Genomic DNA, 15,139 nt, shown 5'->3' on the forward strand with positions numbered 1-15,139 from the left:
TGTGAGCGCACGGGCGGGCATCGTCATCACCGGAACCGAGGTCCTCACCGGGCGGGTGGCCGATCAGAACGGTCCGTACCTCGCTGATCGCCTCCTCGAACTCGGCGTCGAACTGGCGCACATCACGCTGTGCGGCGACCGTCCCGGCGACATCGAGGCGCAGCTGAGGTTCCTCGCCGATCAGGACGTCGATCTGATCATCACCAGCGGCGGCCTCGGCCCGACCGCCGACGACATGACCGTCGAGGTGGTGGCCCGCTTCTGCGACCGCGAGTTGGTGCTCGACGCCGAGCTGGAAGCCACGATTCGCGGCATCGTCGACGGCCTGATGGCCCGCTACCCTGAAGTGGACGCCGAGGCCGTTCACGCCGCCAACCGCAAGCAGGCCCTGGTACCCGCAGGCGCGACGATCCTGCCTCCGGTCGGGACCGCGCCCGGCGTCGTCGTCCCCGGCCGGCCGACGGTGGTGGTGCTGCCCGGTCCGCCCCGTGAGCTGCAGCCGATGTGGCGGGCGGCGGTGGCCACCGACGCCATCGTCGACGCGCTGACGGGCCGCACGTACTACCAGCAGGAGACGGTGCGAATGTTCGGGCTGCCCGAGTCCGGGCTGGCCGAAACTCTGCGCGAAGCGCAGCGCAACGTCGACGGGTTCGATCGGCTCGAGATCACGACCTGTCTGCGCCGGGGTGAGCTGGAGATCGTCACCCGATTCGAGCCGCAGGACGCACCCGTCTACGACGCACTTCTCGCGACGCTGTCGGACCGGCACGCGCAGGAGATCTTCTCCACCGACGGCGCCCTGATCGACGACCAGGTGGCTGCACTGCTGGCCGGCCGCAGGATCGCGACCGCCGAGAGCTGCACCGGCGGTCTGCTGGCCGCGCGACTCACCGAGCGTCCCGGGTCGTCGGCCTACGTGTGCGGCGGCGCCGTCGCCTACGCGAACAGCGCGAAGGCCGAAGTGCTCGGCGTCGACCCCGCACTGATCGACCAGCACGGCGCGGTGTCCGAACCTGTCGCCGAGGCGATGGCCCGCGGCGCACTGGCCCGCTTCGGCGCCGACACCGCGGTGGCCATCACCGGCGTCGCGGGGCCCGGTGGCGGCACCGAGGCAAAACCGGTGGGCACGGTCTGCTTCACGGTGGCCCTGGCCGACGGCGCGACGCTGACGCGGACCACCGTGCTGCCCGGCGGACGATCGGACGTGCGAGACCGCTCGACCACGATCGCGATGCACATGCTGCGCAGGGCGCTGCGCGCACCCCGCTAGGGTGTGGACCATGGTTGACACCGACGAGCGGCAGGCGGTCTCGGCGCTCGCCCAGGAGACCGGCTGGACGCAGCGCAGGGCCGAGCGCAACGACTACTTCGCCAAGGGCGATATCCGCGTCCACATCGTGTGGCAAGACGACAGCGCCCTCAACGGCGGCACGCTCTTCCACGACGACCTCTTGACGTCCTACAGCCGTGAGCTGCCGACGGTGCAGAGCTGGCTCAGGCGCTGATCAACGGTCTTCGTCGGCGTCCCACAGCGCGGTCATCGAGGTGAGGATCGCCTCGGCCTCGCCGAGCCCACCCAGGTGGCTCTCACCCGAGAGGGTGTAGAGCTCGGCGTCGGGCAGCCGGGACACCACGTGCTGGCCGTGCGCGAACGGCACGATGTGGTCCTTGTCGCCGTGCCACCAGCGCACCGGCACTGTGACGTCGGAGAGCCGGAAGCCCCAGTCGCGGGCGAACACCACGACGTCGGCGAACGGTGCCGCGAGTTGCTTGCGGCTGCCGTTGAGCAGGTCGTCGATGAACATCGCCTTGAACTCCGGCCGGGCCAGCAGCCGGCGATCACCCTCCGGGGAGAGCGCGCCGTAGAGCGAGGCAATCGGTTCGGCGACAGGCTTGATCAGCCGGATCAAGCCGGCGGCCACCAGGCTCAACGTGCCGCCGACGTGTTCGAGCAGGGGCGCGGCGGGCACCCCGACCGTGCCCATCACCCCGCCGCCGATGGCATCGGGTCCCTTGGTCGGAGCCACCCCGCCGAGGACAGCGGCCGCGACGACGCGATCGGGCATCGTGGCGGCGACACCCAGCGCGTACGGTCCGCCGCCGGACAGCCCGATCACCATCATCTTGCCGACTCCGAGAACATCGGCCAGCATGCGAAGGTCCTCGGCGAAGTCGATCACCCGTCCGTAGGCGTAGGGCGTGGAGGAACCGATTCCGGGCCGGTCGATGCCGATCAGCCGAATGCCGTTGCGCTCCGCGTAGAGCCGCGCTTCACACGGAATCTGTCGGCGCGCGCCCGGTGTGCCGTGCAGCCAGAGGATCGGCTTGCCTTGAGGGTCGCCGAACTCGGCGAAGCCGAGGCGCCGGCCCGAGCCTTCCGGGCCGACGGCGACGTTGCCCTCGAGCTTGGGACGGGTGATGTCGTCGGACATGCGCGACAGTGTCGCATGCCGGAGAAACACCTCAGACCCCGCTGACCCATCCCGGTGGGCGGCGATCGGCCCACCCGACGGCCGTTTCCAGCTGTGCGGCGACCGCGAGCAAGACCGCCTCGTCGGGCGCCATCAGCTGCACACCGATCGGCAGGCCGTCGGCCGTCATACCCAGCGGCAGCGAAATCGCCGCCCAGCCGGTCACATTCGCCAGCGACGTCCAGCCGGTGGTCGCGAACTCGACGTCGAAGAACGCGCGCGTGCTGCCCCGGGGCTGATCGAGCAGCCCGTACGGCGGCGGGGGAGTCAGCAGTGTGGGCACGAGCAACACGTCGTGGTCGAGCATCTGCGTGGCGAAGCGACGCGTCTGGGCGTGGATCGCGGCGATGGCCCCGGCATAGGCGACGCCGGTCGTGTGGAAACCCTCCTGGATCATCACCCAGGAACTCGGCTCGAACTCGTCCTCACGCGGCTCGCGACCCAGATGTGCGCGCGCCGTCTCGAACAGTTCGACGTTGCTGACGGTGTGCAGGACGGCGATCGCGTCGGCGACGGCCTCGGCATCGATCGTGGGCGCGCCCGGCTCGACGCGGTGGCCCAGGTCGGCCAGTACCGCCGCCGTGCGTTCGACGGCCGAGACGACGGCGGGATCGGTCATCGGCCCGGGAAACGGGGATCCGGTCGCCACCATGATGCGTTGCGGCGCAGGCGGATTCGCGATGGCGCGGAGGAAGGGCTCGGCCGGCAGCGGCGCTGAGTAGGGATCGCCGACGCCGGTTCCGGTCACGGCGTCGAGCAATGCCGCGCTGTCGCGCACGGTGCGGGTGAGGGCGTGCTCGTTGACCAGACCCTCCAAGCCGTGACCGGCCCCCGGCGCGAACGAGGTACGCCCGCGCCGCGGCTTGAGTCCGACCAGACCGCAGCAGGCCGCAGGGACGCGGATCGATCCGGTGCCGTCACCCCCCGACGCGGCGGGCACGATGCCGGCGGCGACGGCAGCCGCGGAGCCCCCGCTGGAGCCACCAGGGGTGATTCCGGGCGCCCACGGATTGGCGGTCGCGCCGAACAACGTCGGTTCCGTGGTGCAGTGGTTGCCCCACTCGGGGGTGTTGGTCTTGCCGAAGATCACCAGACCGGCGTCGGAGTAGCGCGCCACGATCCAGGCGGTGTCGGATGCGATGTGGGTGCGTAGCGCGCGGCAGCCCATCGCTTCGGGAGCGCCGGCCAGCGATGCGCCGAGGTCTTTGAGCAGGAACGGGACCCCAGCCAGTGGACCTGCCTGCCCGCCACGCAACACACCGGACGCGTCGAGGGCGGCGGCGCTGGCCCGACCGCGGTCGGCGAGGTCGGTGATCACCGCGTTCAGCGCACGCCCCGCGTCGAGGCGGATGATCGCGGCGTCCAGCAGTTCGGCGGCGCTCAGCTCACCCGCGGCGACCAGGGCCGCCTGGCCGACGGCGTCGATGTCGGCGAGTTCGACCGCTGTGCGTGCGTCCATGCGCCGAATCCTTCCGGCCGATAGCACGCCGCGGCAACCGGACGGGCTCAGCTCACCGCGGCGCCATAGCGCAGCATCCCGAGGAACAGGCTCAGTGCGCACAGGCAGAGGGTCGCGAGCGCGTACGGCCAGGCACTTGCGCGCCGGACCAGCGCCACCACCGTCAGCACCAGGCCGATCACCCCGATCATCGCGGCGGCGGCGAGCGCGGTGAACACGGCGGTGACCGCGCCGTCCACACTGCACGTCACGGGCGGGCAGTGGTCCAGGAATGCCAGCGAGAAGAGACCCAGCACCGCTCCGACGGCCCCGATGAGCACGGTCACAACCAGCAGGACGATCGAAGTCGCCAGATCTGCGCGTGAGCGTGGCGCCGGATGCGTCACGGCGCCTCCTCACCAGCCCGCCGGGCAGCTCGCTGGGCCGCCAGCTCGCGGTCTTTGCGCAGGACGGTGTCGGTCAGCGAGAGCGCGAGCAGGATGTCGCCCACGGTGATGGTCAACCCCCACCAGTACATCCAGCGGATCGTCTGGTCGGGCTGCGCGGCGAAGTACACGAACAGGAAGATCGGGCCGACGATCCCGAACACGAACATCATCAGCTGCACGCGTACGTACACCCACAGAGCCGCCATCGGCCGACAGTGTCACCTTCGACACACCCGCACGTCAACGCCCCGTCCGGATGGCCAGAAGAAACTGAGAACAACTAACCTTGACGAAGCTGTAGATTTCCTGTTGATTCCTCTGTGAGGTGACCTGATGTCCCGATCGACACGAGCCGCGGTCGCGACCGCAGCACTGCTCATCGCCGCGCCCCTGTTCGCCGGCGCGGCGGCGGCCGAAGGGACGACGGTCAGCATGCCGTTCTCCGAGAAGCTGCGCCGCTGCGACTTCACCCAGATCAAGTACGTGGGCGGCAGCGGCTACGGTCGCCCGTCGGCCCATCTGCGAGTCCAGGGCGGTGAGGTGGTCGCCGACGTCGAGTTCTTCACCGGTCTGCCCAACACGCCCTATGACCTCCGGCTGATCCAGATGCCCCGGTCCTCAGCGGCGGGCTGCGGCGCGGGCGCGCCGGGCGTCACCGCGACGACGCTGTTCACCGACGGAGTGGGTTCCGGCCACACCACGGTGCGCGGGCCGCTGATGCCCGGGGCCACCGGTGCGTGGTTGGCGCTGACCCGGCCCGGCACGAACAGTCAGAAGCCGGGCGAGTTCTACACGACCGATCTGGTCGCGAACCTGTCATCGGCTGCCTGACACCTGACATCGGCTGCCCGACAAGGGATCAGGCGGCCACCACGACGGTGATGTGGTCGCCTCGACGCTCGACGCGCATCCCGGCACGCCGGGCGATTGCCGCCACCGCGGCGGCGTCGGCGGGATCTGACCTGCTCGTCGCGAGTGCACGGGCAAGCTGTCCCTTGTGTGCCTTGTTGAAGTGGCTGACGACGGTTCGACGCCCGTCATCGTGTTCGGCGACCACGTCGACGGTGACCGCGCCGGGCGCCTTGCCCAAGTTGACATAGGCCCCGGAGCGCAGGTCGACGATCAGGTCACCGCCGGCGAGCTCTGCGAGCACCGGCTCCAGGGCCGGCCGCCACACGGCCGCCAGCGTCGGCCGGCCCGGCAACTTGGAACCCGCCGAGAGGCGGTAGGCGGGAATCGGGTCATCGGCCCGCACGACCCCGAACAGCGCCGAGACGACCATCAAACGCGCGGTGGCGCGCGACGCCGCCGTGCCACGTAACGACGTGACGTCCAGTGCGTCGTAGAGGACACCGGTATAGCGATGCAAAGCGGGCATCGTGGGCGCGGACCACAGCGCCGCGTTGCGGTCGATCTCGCTGTCCTGGCTCGCGGACAGGCCCAGCGCCGCGCGGCTCCGCGCCGGGTCGGCGGCCAGTGCGACGAGTTGGTCGACGAGCTCGGCGCGGACCGGACTCAGCACCGGTGAACTCAACGAGTCCAGGCTCAGAGCCGGTCCGTCACCGCCGCCACGTTTGGTCTCCGACGGTGGCAACAGCACGATCACGGCAGTGACGGTAGCGCCACCGGATCATCCCGCCGGCGGCGGCGGGGGAGGCAGCACCGGGTCGGCCGGCGGCGGGGGAGGCAGCGGCGCTTCGGAGCCCATCAGCACCACGGGGGCAGGCGGCGGCGGGGCCATCGGCGGCGTCAGCTGCGGATCGACGGGCGGGGGCACGTCGGCAGCCGCCGGCGCGGGCAGGAACATGTGGTGGGTGAACTGGCTCTGGTAGGCGCCGCCACCGCCGACCTGGACACCGCGACCGCCCTCCCCGGAAGAGACCGGGGTGCCGTCAGGAAGGGTCACCGCGGCGTGGCCGCCGTTCCACCCGACCACGAGGGCGCCGGGCTGGGTTCCGTCCTGGAATCCGCGCGCCTTCAGCGCGCCTTCGATGTTGCCGGTGTTGAAGCGGTCGCCGAAGACGGGTCGACCGGTGGCCGCGTTGGTCACCCAGGAGACCAGGCCCGAGCAGTCCGTTCCGGCCGGTGAGTCTCCGCCTCGGATGTACGGAGTTCCCGACACCTGGTTGACGAGCGTCAAAAGTGTGGCGAGTTCATACATGCGGCCGGACGCTAGCAGCGGGTCTCTAATACGGCCAAATTGTGTGACAGCGGGCACATTACGCCAATTCGAACCGTGATTGTCACGAAAAGGTGTGCGGCGCGGACCTTTTCGTGATCAGCAGAGACCCAGGAAAGATGCTGTGAATCAACAGGATTCGGCTAACCCCGGGCGATGAGCAGCGGAATCAGCTGTTCTGCAGCCGTGAAGGAGCCGTGCTGACCCATCAGTGAGGATTCGATCGGCTCCACTGTGCGCCGCACCACACCGGAGGCCCCCTGTGCCGCAACCAACACATCGCCGAGGCGAACCATCGCCTCATCGCTCACCCGTGAGCCGAACCAGCCCGCCGCCATGGCTTCGTCTCGGCTGACGACCCAGGCCCGTTCGCCGAGCACGCCCCGCCACGCGGCCAGCACGTCGTCGGACGCACCGGGTTCGGCGTACACATGACGGGCCCGCACCTCGCCACCGATCGCGGCCACCCCGTCGTGAAGCAGCGGCTCGGCATCGGCATCCACGGTGTCGTCACCCAGCCTCACCATGCCGTGATCGGCGACAACCGCCAGCAGCCCGCCTGCCGGCAGTGCCTCGACGATCGACTCCACCATCCGGTCCACCTGGCGCAGCTGAAACCGCCACGCCGCACTTCCCGGACCGTGCAGATGGCCGACGAGGTCGAGGTCGGCGTGGTAGGCGTAGCAGAAGCCACGGCCGGCCAGTGTCGCGCTGACCGCTGCGACGAGATCACCGATCGCGTGCACTCCGACGTAGTCGCCGCCCCGCAGCACCGCCCGGGTCAGACCGGAACCCGCGAACTCGGCTCCCGAGATCACGCGCACCGACACCCCGGCCGAGGCAGCCCGCTCGAACATCGTGTCCCGCGGCTGCACGCGCTCGGGCACCGCCCGCCCCCGCAGATCCTCACCCCCGGGGTGCGGACGCCAGCGCAGCGCATTGAGGACACCGACGTCCGGCAGCCGGAAGGTCATGCCCACCACGCCGTGCTCTCCGGAACGGCATCCAGTGCCCACCGCAGCGAGCCCCGCCGCCGTCGTCGCCGGATAGCCGGCGGTCAGGGTCGGCCCGCGCAGTGACGCCAGGAACGGTGCGTCGTCGAGATGGGCGTCGAGCAGCTCGGCACCGAGCCCGTCGATCAGCAGCAGGCATGCGCCCGCCGCCTCACCGACGTCGACGCTGCCCGTGAGCCTTGACGAGAACCCGGCGACACCCATCGCCGCGAGCAGCGACGGTGCCACGTCGGCGAGGTGAGCCGCCTGCGGATCGGGCCGGGGCAGGTCCACCGCTACGAGTGGGGGAGCCGGACCACCTGGACGAAGAACTCGTCGATCTGCCGAACCGCGTTCATGAACTGGTCGAGATCGACGGGCTTGGTCACGTAGGCGTTGGCGTGCAGCTTGTAGCTACGCAGGATGTCTTCCTCGGCCGAGGACGTCGTCAGCACCACCACCGGGATGTGGTTGAGCTCGGGGTCGGACTTGATGGTCTCCAGCAGCTGACGTCCGTCGTATTTGGGCAGATTCAGGTCGAGCAGCACCAGATCCGGCCGCGGCGCGCCTTCGTACTTGCCCCGCCGGTAAAGGAAGTCCAGTCCCTCCTCGCCATCGTGAGCGACATGCAGATTGTTCTTGATCTTGTTGTGCTCGAACGCTTCCCGGGTGATCAATTCATCCCCCGGATCGTCCTCGATGAGCAGCACGTCGATGGCACGTTCAGCGGGGGTCATGACGACGATCCTTCCATCAGGGGTGCTGCACCGGAGACCGCGGCGTCGGAATCCACTGCCTTGTCCGAACGGCGGCTCGGCAATGTGAACCGGAAGCGGGTGCCGTCGGTGTAGTCGTTGTCGATCCAGATCGTCCCGCCGTGGTGTTCGACGATCTTCTTGCACAATGCCAGACCGATGCCGGTCCCGGTGTAAGCATCGCGGCCGTGTAACCGCTGGAAGATGACGAAGACCTTCTCGGAGAACTCCGCGGCGATGCCGATCCCGTTGTCGCTCACCGAGAACGACCATTGGCCGGAATCCGGGGGGCCGCACTCGATCACCACCCGCGGCGTCACGCCCTCGCGGCGGAACTTCACGGCGTTGCCGATGAGGTTCTGCCACAGCATGGTCAGCAGGGTCGGATCCCCCGAGATCGTCGGCAGACCGGCGGCCGGCCGTTCGATCTGCGCGCTGGTCTCCTCGATCGCGGTGGCCACATTCGCCAGTGCGGCGTCGACGACCGTGTCGAGATCGACTGCAGTCTCGGTGGCGCCCAGACGTCCCACCCGGGAGAACGTCAGCAGATCGTTGATCAGCACCTGCATGCGTTTGGCGCCGTCGACGGCGAATGCGATGTATTCGGTGCCGCGTTCGTCGAGCTTGTCGCCGTAGCGCTTCTCGAGCAGCTGACAGAACGACGCGACCTTGCGCAGCGGCTCCTGCAGGTCGTGGGACGCCACGTAGGCGAACTGTTCCAGCTCGGCGTTGGAGCGGCGCAGCTCTTCGGTCTGCTCGTCGAGCGCCTCGGTGGCCGCTCTTGATGACTCCAGTTCGTCGACGATCCGCCGGCGCATGTTGTCGACGTCGATCGCGATCAACCGGATGTCGCGCGGGCCCTGCGGCACGATCTGTTCGCCGAAGCTCCCCTCGGCGACCCGGCGGCACGCCTCGGCCAGCCGCCGCAGCGGTCGCACCAGGGCACGCCGCAGCACGATCGCCAGCACCACCATCGTCACTCCGAACGCGCCCAGCATCGCGAGCAGCACCCCGTTGCGCCACGCGCTGATCGACTCGAGTTCGGCGATACCGTCGGTGCGCGCCTGAGCGAGGTGCAGGTTCTGCTGGTCGAAGAGCATGCGCAACCGGTCGAACTCGGTTTTGCCGACCTCGGTGAGGGCGGGGGAGACAGCGTTGCGCACCCCGGGCTGCACCGCTGCGATGACGGGTTCGGCATAGCTGTCCCGCCACGACCCGGCGGCCTGCTCGATGTCATCCAGATCGGCGAGCAGGTCGGGCCGTTTCTGTTCGAACTGGCGCAGGTCGGCCGATGCCGTCGATTCCGTCTCACGCCCGAGGTCGTAGGGCTGGAGGAATTGGGGATCGGAGGAGATCACGTATCCGCGGACCGCGGTCTCCTGATCGCGCAGCGCCGCCTGCAACTGGTAGGCGGCCACCCGCGCTGGCCCCACGTTGTTGGTGAGCTGGCCGGACACCCGGTCGGTGCGGTTGAGCAGTACCGCGGTCGTGATGGCGCCGACGAGCACGACGAGCGCCATGATCGACAGCACCAGGTAATGCCAGCCTTCGACGGTCAGGGCGCGCATTCCGCGCTGGTCGGGGCTCATCGAGACGTCCTTTCCACTCGTACCACCGCGATGTCGTCGGCGATCCCGCCCTGCGCGTGCGCACGCTGCTCGACAGCGTCGATCAGCCCGTCGACGAACTGCGGCCCGGGCAGGTGTGCCAGCGAACGAGCGAGTTCCAGCAGCCCGTCCTCACCCAGCCGTTCGTTCCCGCGACCGACATGCCCCTCGAACAAACCGTCGGTGAGCAGTACGAGCCCCTTGCCCGGCGGCAGCTCCATCAGCTGAGGCGTCCAGTCGCCGACCCGCAGTCCGAGCGCGGGCCCGCCGGGGGGCTCGACCCACTCGACCGTGCCACCGCCATGCAGCAGCATGCCGGGGTGGCCGGCCCGCACTGCGGTGAGCGCCGACCCGTCCAGGGGCAGCGCCAGGCTGAGAACGGTGGCGAAGGTGCCTTTGCCTGCCCTTTCGGCGCGAAGGATGCGCTCGAGTTGACGCATGCGCTCCGCGCCGCGCAGCCCGGCGAAGGTCAGCGCCCGCCAGGCGATCCGCAAGGCCACCCCGAGTGCGGCCTCGTCGGGTCCGTGTCCGGCGACATCACCGATCATCACGTGCACGGTGCGGTCCGGCGTCTGGACGATGTCGAAGAAGTCTCCGCCGAGCAGTGCGTTCTGCCGGCTCGGACGGTACTGGGTGACGATGCTGACGCCGGGGTCGTCGAGCAGCAGCGGCGAAGGCAGCAGCCCCCGCTCCAGCCGGGCATTCTCTCGCTCGCGAGACCGCGTGGCATGCAGGTCGACCGCGGTCAGTTCCGCGCGTTTGCGTTCGATCGCGTAGAGCACGGCGCGCCGCAAGGTCTCCGGATCGACTCGACCCTTGACCAGATAGTCCTGTGCGCCGGAGGCGACGGCCGCCGACGCGACGTGTTCGTCGTTCAGACCGGTCAGCACCACGACCGGAACGGTCGCGTCCCGGGCGGTGATGCGCGCCAGTCCCGCCACTCCCTCGGTGTCGTGCAGATGCAGATCCAGCAGTACGCAGTCGGGCCGCGACCCGTCGATCGCCTTCTCGGCGTCGGCCATCGACTCGGCCCACACCACATGAATGTCGACGCCGGCGTCGGCGATCAGCTCTTCGACCAGGACGGCGTCGCCGCGATCGTCCTCGACGAGCAGGACCTGCAGCGGCCCCCCGTCGCCCGGGACAGTCAGCTGACCCGGTGCTTCTCCGTGCGGCTCGTCACGCACGCTGACATCTTCGATTGACAATTCGCAAGACATTACCCGGGCAGTCACAGGATCTTCAGAGGCGGGCTGCGGCGGCGTTGCGAGGCCTCTCCATCCAGCTTGCGCTGGTAACCTGCGTCCGGTCGCCGGTGTTTTCACCTCCGGGGAGGCGACCTGTCCCGTTGCCCCGAGGATCGACGCCGTCGTCACCGCTTCGACGTTTTTCGAGGTGGTTCGTCGAGACCGAAATGAGTCGTGTGCGCACCGGTGAGATCAGGGCCCTGTCGGGGCTGCGCATCGTGGCCGCGCTGTGGGTGGTGCTGTTCCACTTCCGGCCGCTGCTGGCCGAGGCGTCCCCCGGGGTGCGCAACGCGCTGGCGCCGATCCTGAACGCCGGAGCCCAGGGTGTCGACCTGTTCTTCATCCTCAGCGGGTTCGTGTTGACGTGGAACTATCTCGACCGCATGGGTGAATCCTGGTCGACGCGCGCCACGCTGCGGTTCCTGTGGCTGCGGCTCGCGCGCGTCTGGCCCGTGTACCTGGTGACCATGCACCTGGCCGCGGCGTTCGCGGTGTTCACCCTCTACGTGGGACGGTTCCCGCTTCCGCCGGACGTCATCGCATCACTGAACGCGTTGAGTTGGCTCAAACAAGTGTTCCTCGTGCAGCTGTGGTTCCAGCCGTTCTTCGACGGTTCGAGTTGGGACGGCCCGGCCTGGTCGATCAGCGCCGAGTGGCTGGCCTACCTGCTGTTCGGCGGGCTGGTCCTGGTGGTGTTCCGCATCGCGGCGGTGACCCGGGCGCGCGGCTTGATGTGGCTGGCGGTCGCGGCCGCGCTGGCGCCCACGCTGCTGCTGCTCGCCCATGGCGTCTTCTACACGCCGTGGAGCTGGCTGCCCCGCATCATCATGCAGTTCACCGCCGGGGCGCTGGCCTGCGCTGCGGTGCGCCGGCTACAGCTCACCGACCGCGGCCGGCGCGCCGCCGGCGTCGCCGCGCTGGGTCTGGGCGCCGCGATCGTCGGCGGGCTCTACCTCCTCGACGCGTATCCGCCCCAGGACATGCTCGACGCCGGCGGGCTCATCGACGTGTTGTTCGTCCCGCTGGTCATCACGCTGGCCATCGGCGCAGGAACGCTGTCCGCGTTCCTGTCCACGTCCGTGATGGTCTACCTCGGTCACATCTCGTTCGGGCTGTACATGGTCCACGAGATCGTGCACACGATGTGGAACTGGGCGGTCCAGCAGTTCGCGATCACCCTGGTCCCCAGCTGGTCGGCGAAGTTCACCGTGATGGGCCTCGTCCTGCTGTCCGGGCTGCTGGCCGCGCTGCTCTACCACGTCGTCGAGGAGCCGGCACGCCGCTGGATGCGTCGGATGATCGAGCCCCGCAGACCGCCGGCCAGCCTCTCGGGTTCGCCGCAGGGCCGGCTGCAGACGGTCACTGCGAGGGCGGGATGAGGCGCGATCGTGATGCGCGGCGCGTCGGCGCGCGCGCCCGGCCGGACCGACCCTAGGCTGGTCCAGTGAGTCGTGCGCTGACGTGGATCCTCGCTGCCGCCTTGCTGTTCGGCGCCTTCAGCGCGCCCGCCCCGACGGTCACTCATCGCCAGGTGCGCACCCTCGACTATGCGATCAACCGGGTCGCGGTGATCGGTGATTCCTACACGACGGGAAGCGATCAGGGCGGTAACGGGCCGCAGGGCTGGGCTCCGCAGGTGTGGCAGGCGCTCAGCGATCACGGTATCCCGGTCACGCCCACCGTCGCCGCGGAAGGCGGCGCCGGGTACTGCACGCGCGGCAACCGCGGCAGCGTCTTCGAGGACCTGACGGTGCGGGCGGTCAAACCCAACGACACGCTGGTCGTGTTCTTCGGGTCGCGAAACGACATGAAGGTCGAACCGACGCGGCTGTCGATCGCGATGTACGGCACGTTGAATCTGGCCCGCCAGATCGCCCGGTCGGCGAAGATGCTGGTCATCGGCCCCCCGTGGCCGACGGCCGATCCGCCGCCGGAGATCCTGAGGATTCGCGACATGCTGGGCTACCAGGCCCAACTCGCCGGCGCGACGTTCGTCGACCCGATCGCCGCCCGGTGGTTCGTCGGCCGGCCCGACCTCATCGGGGCGGACGGTGTGCACCCCACCGACGCGGGCCACGCCTACATGGCGGACAAGATCGCACCGCTCATCGGTACTCAGCTCGCGCCCTACTGAGGAGCTGTTACGGTGCGCGAGTGATCCGCAACGTGGTGCTTGCCAAGCTCAAAGACGGTTACGACGCCGCCGAACTCGCGCAGATCCAGCAGGGCCTGCGGGAGCTGAACTGCCCTGGCACGGTGGCGTACTCGGCGGGGACCGATGCGGGCCTGCGCGAGGGCAATTGGGATTTCGTCATCGTCGCCGACTTCGCCGACATCGACTCCTACCGCGCGTATGACGCCGACGCCGAGCACAATGCGCTGCGGGCTCGCCTGGCCCCGATGGTCGAGCAGATCGCGCGGGCGCAGATGGAGATTCCGCCCGGCTAGCGGGCGTACCTGGCCGCAAAGGCGCGCAGGATAGCCATCGGGTGGGTGACCCTGCGGGCGCGCGCGGCATTCTTGAGCGTCTCCGCGGTCTCGGGCGCGAAGTAGCCGTCGTTCTTGTAGGCGTCGATGCGCGTGCACAACCCGTCGACGTCGAGCTCCGGATGGAACTGCGTGGCGTAGACGTTGGCGCCGACCCGGAACGCCTGGACGGGACAGTCAGGAGAGCGGGCCAGTCGGGTGATGTGATCGGGCAGGACCGAGGCTGCCTCCTTGTGTCCGCCGAACGCGTCGAAGGTGTCGGGCAGACCGGCGAACAGGGGATCGGCGCGCCCGTCGTCGGTCAGTTCGACGGTCAGCGGCCCGACGGGCTCACTGTGCGAGCGGTCGATACGCGCCCCGACCGCGGCGCCGACGATGCCGATGCCGTAGCAGCAGCCCAGGAACGGGAAGTCCGCGACGATGACGGCGGCCGTCAGGTCGGCGAGTTCGTCCTCGACGCGCTGTTGCACCGGCGATTTCGTGGCCGGATCATCGCTCACCGTGAAGGGCCCGCCGCCGAGGATGATGCCCGACCAGTCGTCCAGGTCCAGCTCGCCGAGCGGTCGATGGGTGAGCCCGATGCGGTGCAGGCTCCGCCCGTCGAGCCCGGCGAACCGCATCACCGATGCGTACTCGTCGGCAGCAGCGTCGTCCTCGCCACGGATCGACAACAGCAGGAATGGGGCACCGGCCACCGATCCAGCGTAGTCACGGGCTAGCTTGTCGAGCAGTGAGAACTCTGATCGATCTCGACGACGCACCCGTGTTCGCGATCCCCGCCGCCGGCGGCCCGCGGTTCGGGGTTCTGCTGGAGGGCCCGCAGGGCTGGGGTGAATTCAGCCCGCCCCCTGGGGCTTCCGACGAGGTGGCGGCGCGCTGGCTGACCGCGGCCATGGAGCCGAGCACGGTCGGCTGGCCCGACGCGCTTCGCGGGCGGGTGCCCGTCGATGCCGCCCGCCCGCCGGTGTCCGTCGGGTGCGACGGAGTCGACGCTGTCGACACGGCGGTCGCACGCATCCAGGGGGCCGGTCTGGACGTGGCCCATCTCGTCGACTGCAGCGCCCAGCAGGCCTCCGCGATCCGGGCCTGTGTCGACGTCCCGGTCGCCGTCGACGCCGACGTCCTCACCGCGGATCCGGACTGCGCCGATGTCGTCGCACTGCGGTGCGGGCCTCTCGGCGGAGTTCGTCGCGCGATGCGCCGCGCCGAGCGGCTCGCAATGCCGGTGCTGGTGGCGTTCAGCGGAACCACCAGCATCGGGGTCGCCGCCGACGTCGCACTCGCCGCCGCGCTGCCCGACCTGCCCTACCCCTGCGGTCCCGTCCCGCAGTGGCTGCGCGACGGTGACGTGGTGTCGAGCGCGCGGTCGCTGGTGCCCTCCGACGGTCACCTTCCCGCCGCGCCGATGCCCGCCGGGCCCGACGCGACCCGCCTCGCGCAGTTCCGCGTCACCGACGCCGCGATCGTCGCGCAGTGGCGCGACCTGCTGCGCCGCGCCGCCGCGCTGCTGTAGG

Annotated in this window: 18 protein-coding genes; 7 read left to right on the forward strand and 11 right to left on the reverse strand. The window is 69.6% G+C overall.

Going from position 1 to position 15,139, the window contains the following annotated elements; all coding sequences use genetic code 11:
- The first annotated feature begins 1 nt into the window (after nt 1).
- Nucleotides 2–1,270, forward strand: coding sequence for a competence/damage-inducible protein A (locus ACZY1G_RS18290; protein WP_463823218.1), 1,269 nt, complete (start codon nt 2–4; stop codon nt 1,268–1,270).
- 10 nt (nt 1,271–1,280) lie between these two features.
- On the forward strand, nt 1,281–1,505 hold the full coding sequence (locus tag ACZY1G_RS18295) for a hypothetical protein (RefSeq protein WP_463816133.1): 225 nt from the start codon (nt 1,281–1,283) through the stop codon (nt 1,503–1,505).
- On the opposite strand, the gene ACZY1G_RS18300 is transcribed toward ACZY1G_RS18295, so the two are convergent.
- Genes ACZY1G_RS18300 through ACZY1G_RS18315 form a run of 4 tightly spaced genes read right to left on the reverse strand, consistent with a single transcriptional unit; the run spans nt 1,506 to nt 4,564 of the window.
- Nucleotides 1,506–2,432 carry an alpha/beta fold hydrolase gene (locus ACZY1G_RS18300; protein WP_463823219.1) on the reverse strand — a complete coding sequence of 309 codons (927 nt, stop codon included), beginning with the start codon at nt 2,430–2,432 and terminating at the stop codon, nt 1,506–1,508.
- Nucleotides 2,433–2,463: 31 nt separating this feature from the next.
- The gene (locus tag ACZY1G_RS18305; protein WP_463823220.1) at nt 2,464–3,930 is read right to left on the reverse strand and encodes an amidase; all 1,467 of its coding nucleotides are present in this window, start codon (nt 3,928–3,930) and stop codon (nt 2,464–2,466) included.
- Nucleotides 3,931–3,977: 47 nt separating this feature from the next.
- On the reverse strand, nt 3,978–4,316 hold the full coding sequence (locus tag ACZY1G_RS18310) for a hypothetical protein (RefSeq protein ID WP_463823221.1): 339 nt from the start codon (nt 4,314–4,316) through the stop codon (nt 3,978–3,980).
- Nucleotides 4,313–4,564, reverse strand: coding sequence for a hypothetical protein (locus tag ACZY1G_RS18315; RefSeq protein WP_463816137.1), 252 nt, complete (start codon nt 4,562–4,564; stop codon nt 4,313–4,315). Before ACZY1G_RS18315 ends, ACZY1G_RS18310 begins: the two co-directional genes overlap by 4 nt.
- A gap of 127 nt (nt 4,565–4,691) precedes the next feature.
- Between ACZY1G_RS18315 and ACZY1G_RS18320 the strand changes: the two genes are divergently transcribed.
- On the forward strand, nt 4,692–5,189 hold the full coding sequence (locus ACZY1G_RS18320) for a hypothetical protein (protein ID WP_463816138.1): 498 nt from the start codon (nt 4,692–4,694) through the stop codon (nt 5,187–5,189).
- Nucleotides 5,190–5,217: 28 nt separating this feature from the next.
- On the opposite strand, the gene yaaA is transcribed toward ACZY1G_RS18320, so the two are convergent.
- From yaaA to ACZY1G_RS18350, 6 genes are all read right to left on the reverse strand, one after another.
- On the reverse strand, nt 5,218–5,964 hold the full coding sequence (gene yaaA, locus ACZY1G_RS18325; protein WP_463823222.1) for a peroxide stress protein YaaA: 747 nt from the start codon (nt 5,962–5,964) through the stop codon (nt 5,218–5,220).
- A 24-nt stretch (nt 5,965–5,988) separates the two neighbouring features.
- On the reverse strand, nt 5,989–6,519 hold the full coding sequence (locus ACZY1G_RS18330) for an NlpC/P60 family protein (RefSeq protein ID WP_463816140.1): 531 nt from the start codon (nt 6,517–6,519) through the stop codon (nt 5,989–5,991).
- A 161-nt stretch (nt 6,520–6,680) separates the two neighbouring features.
- Nucleotides 6,681–7,823 (reverse strand): alkaline phosphatase family protein, encoded by a 1,143-nt coding sequence (locus ACZY1G_RS18335; RefSeq protein ID WP_463823223.1) that lies wholly within the window; start codon nt 7,821–7,823, stop codon nt 6,681–6,683.
- 2 nt (nt 7,824–7,825) lie between these two features.
- On the reverse strand, nt 7,826–8,266 hold the full coding sequence (locus ACZY1G_RS18340) for a response regulator (protein WP_046364196.1): 441 nt from the start codon (nt 8,264–8,266) through the stop codon (nt 7,826–7,828).
- On the reverse strand, nt 8,263–9,873 hold the full coding sequence (locus ACZY1G_RS18345) for a sensor histidine kinase (RefSeq protein WP_463823224.1): 1,611 nt from the start codon (nt 9,871–9,873) through the stop codon (nt 8,263–8,265). The genes ACZY1G_RS18340 and ACZY1G_RS18345 overlap by 4 nt, the downstream gene beginning before the upstream one ends.
- Complete coding sequence (locus tag ACZY1G_RS18350; protein WP_463823411.1) at nt 9,870–11,042, reverse strand: PP2C family protein-serine/threonine phosphatase; 1,173 nt, start codon at nt 11,040–11,042, stop codon at nt 9,870–9,872. The genes ACZY1G_RS18345 and ACZY1G_RS18350 overlap by 4 nt, the downstream gene beginning before the upstream one ends.
- A 263-nt stretch (nt 11,043–11,305) precedes the next feature.
- On the opposite strand from ACZY1G_RS18350, the gene ACZY1G_RS18355 reads away from it, so the two are divergent.
- From ACZY1G_RS18355 to ACZY1G_RS18365, 3 genes are all read left to right on the forward strand, one after another.
- Nucleotides 11,306–12,517 (forward strand): acyltransferase family protein, encoded by a 1,212-nt coding sequence (locus ACZY1G_RS18355; RefSeq protein WP_463823225.1) that lies wholly within the window; start codon nt 11,306–11,308, stop codon nt 12,515–12,517.
- 65 nt (nt 12,518–12,582) lie between these two features.
- Nucleotides 12,583–13,272: an Rv0518 family GDSL lipase gene (locus tag ACZY1G_RS18360; RefSeq protein WP_463816144.1), complete on the forward strand. Its 690-nt coding sequence runs from the start codon at nt 12,583–12,585 to the stop codon at nt 13,270–13,272.
- 20 nt (nt 13,273–13,292) lie between these two features.
- Nucleotides 13,293–13,586, forward strand: a complete 294-nt coding sequence (locus ACZY1G_RS18365; RefSeq protein WP_463823226.1) for a Dabb family protein — start codon at nt 13,293–13,295, stop codon at nt 13,584–13,586.
- Here ACZY1G_RS18365 and ACZY1G_RS18370 read toward each other — a convergent pair.
- Nucleotides 13,583–14,320, reverse strand: coding sequence for a glutamine amidotransferase (locus tag ACZY1G_RS18370; RefSeq protein ID WP_463823227.1), 738 nt, complete (start codon nt 14,318–14,320; stop codon nt 13,583–13,585). The genes ACZY1G_RS18365 and ACZY1G_RS18370 overlap by 4 nt on opposite strands.
- Before the next feature lie 35 nt (nt 14,321–14,355).
- Here ACZY1G_RS18370 and ACZY1G_RS18375 point away from each other — a divergent pair, with 35 nt between their 5' ends.
- A complete protein-coding gene (locus ACZY1G_RS18375; protein ID WP_463823228.1) occupies nt 14,356–15,138 on the forward strand; it encodes an O-succinylbenzoate-CoA synthase in 783 nt (260 codons plus the stop codon).
- Nucleotide 15,139 lies beyond the last annotated feature (1 nt).

This window comes from Mycobacterium sp. IDUB_5, from assembly GCF_055419565.1.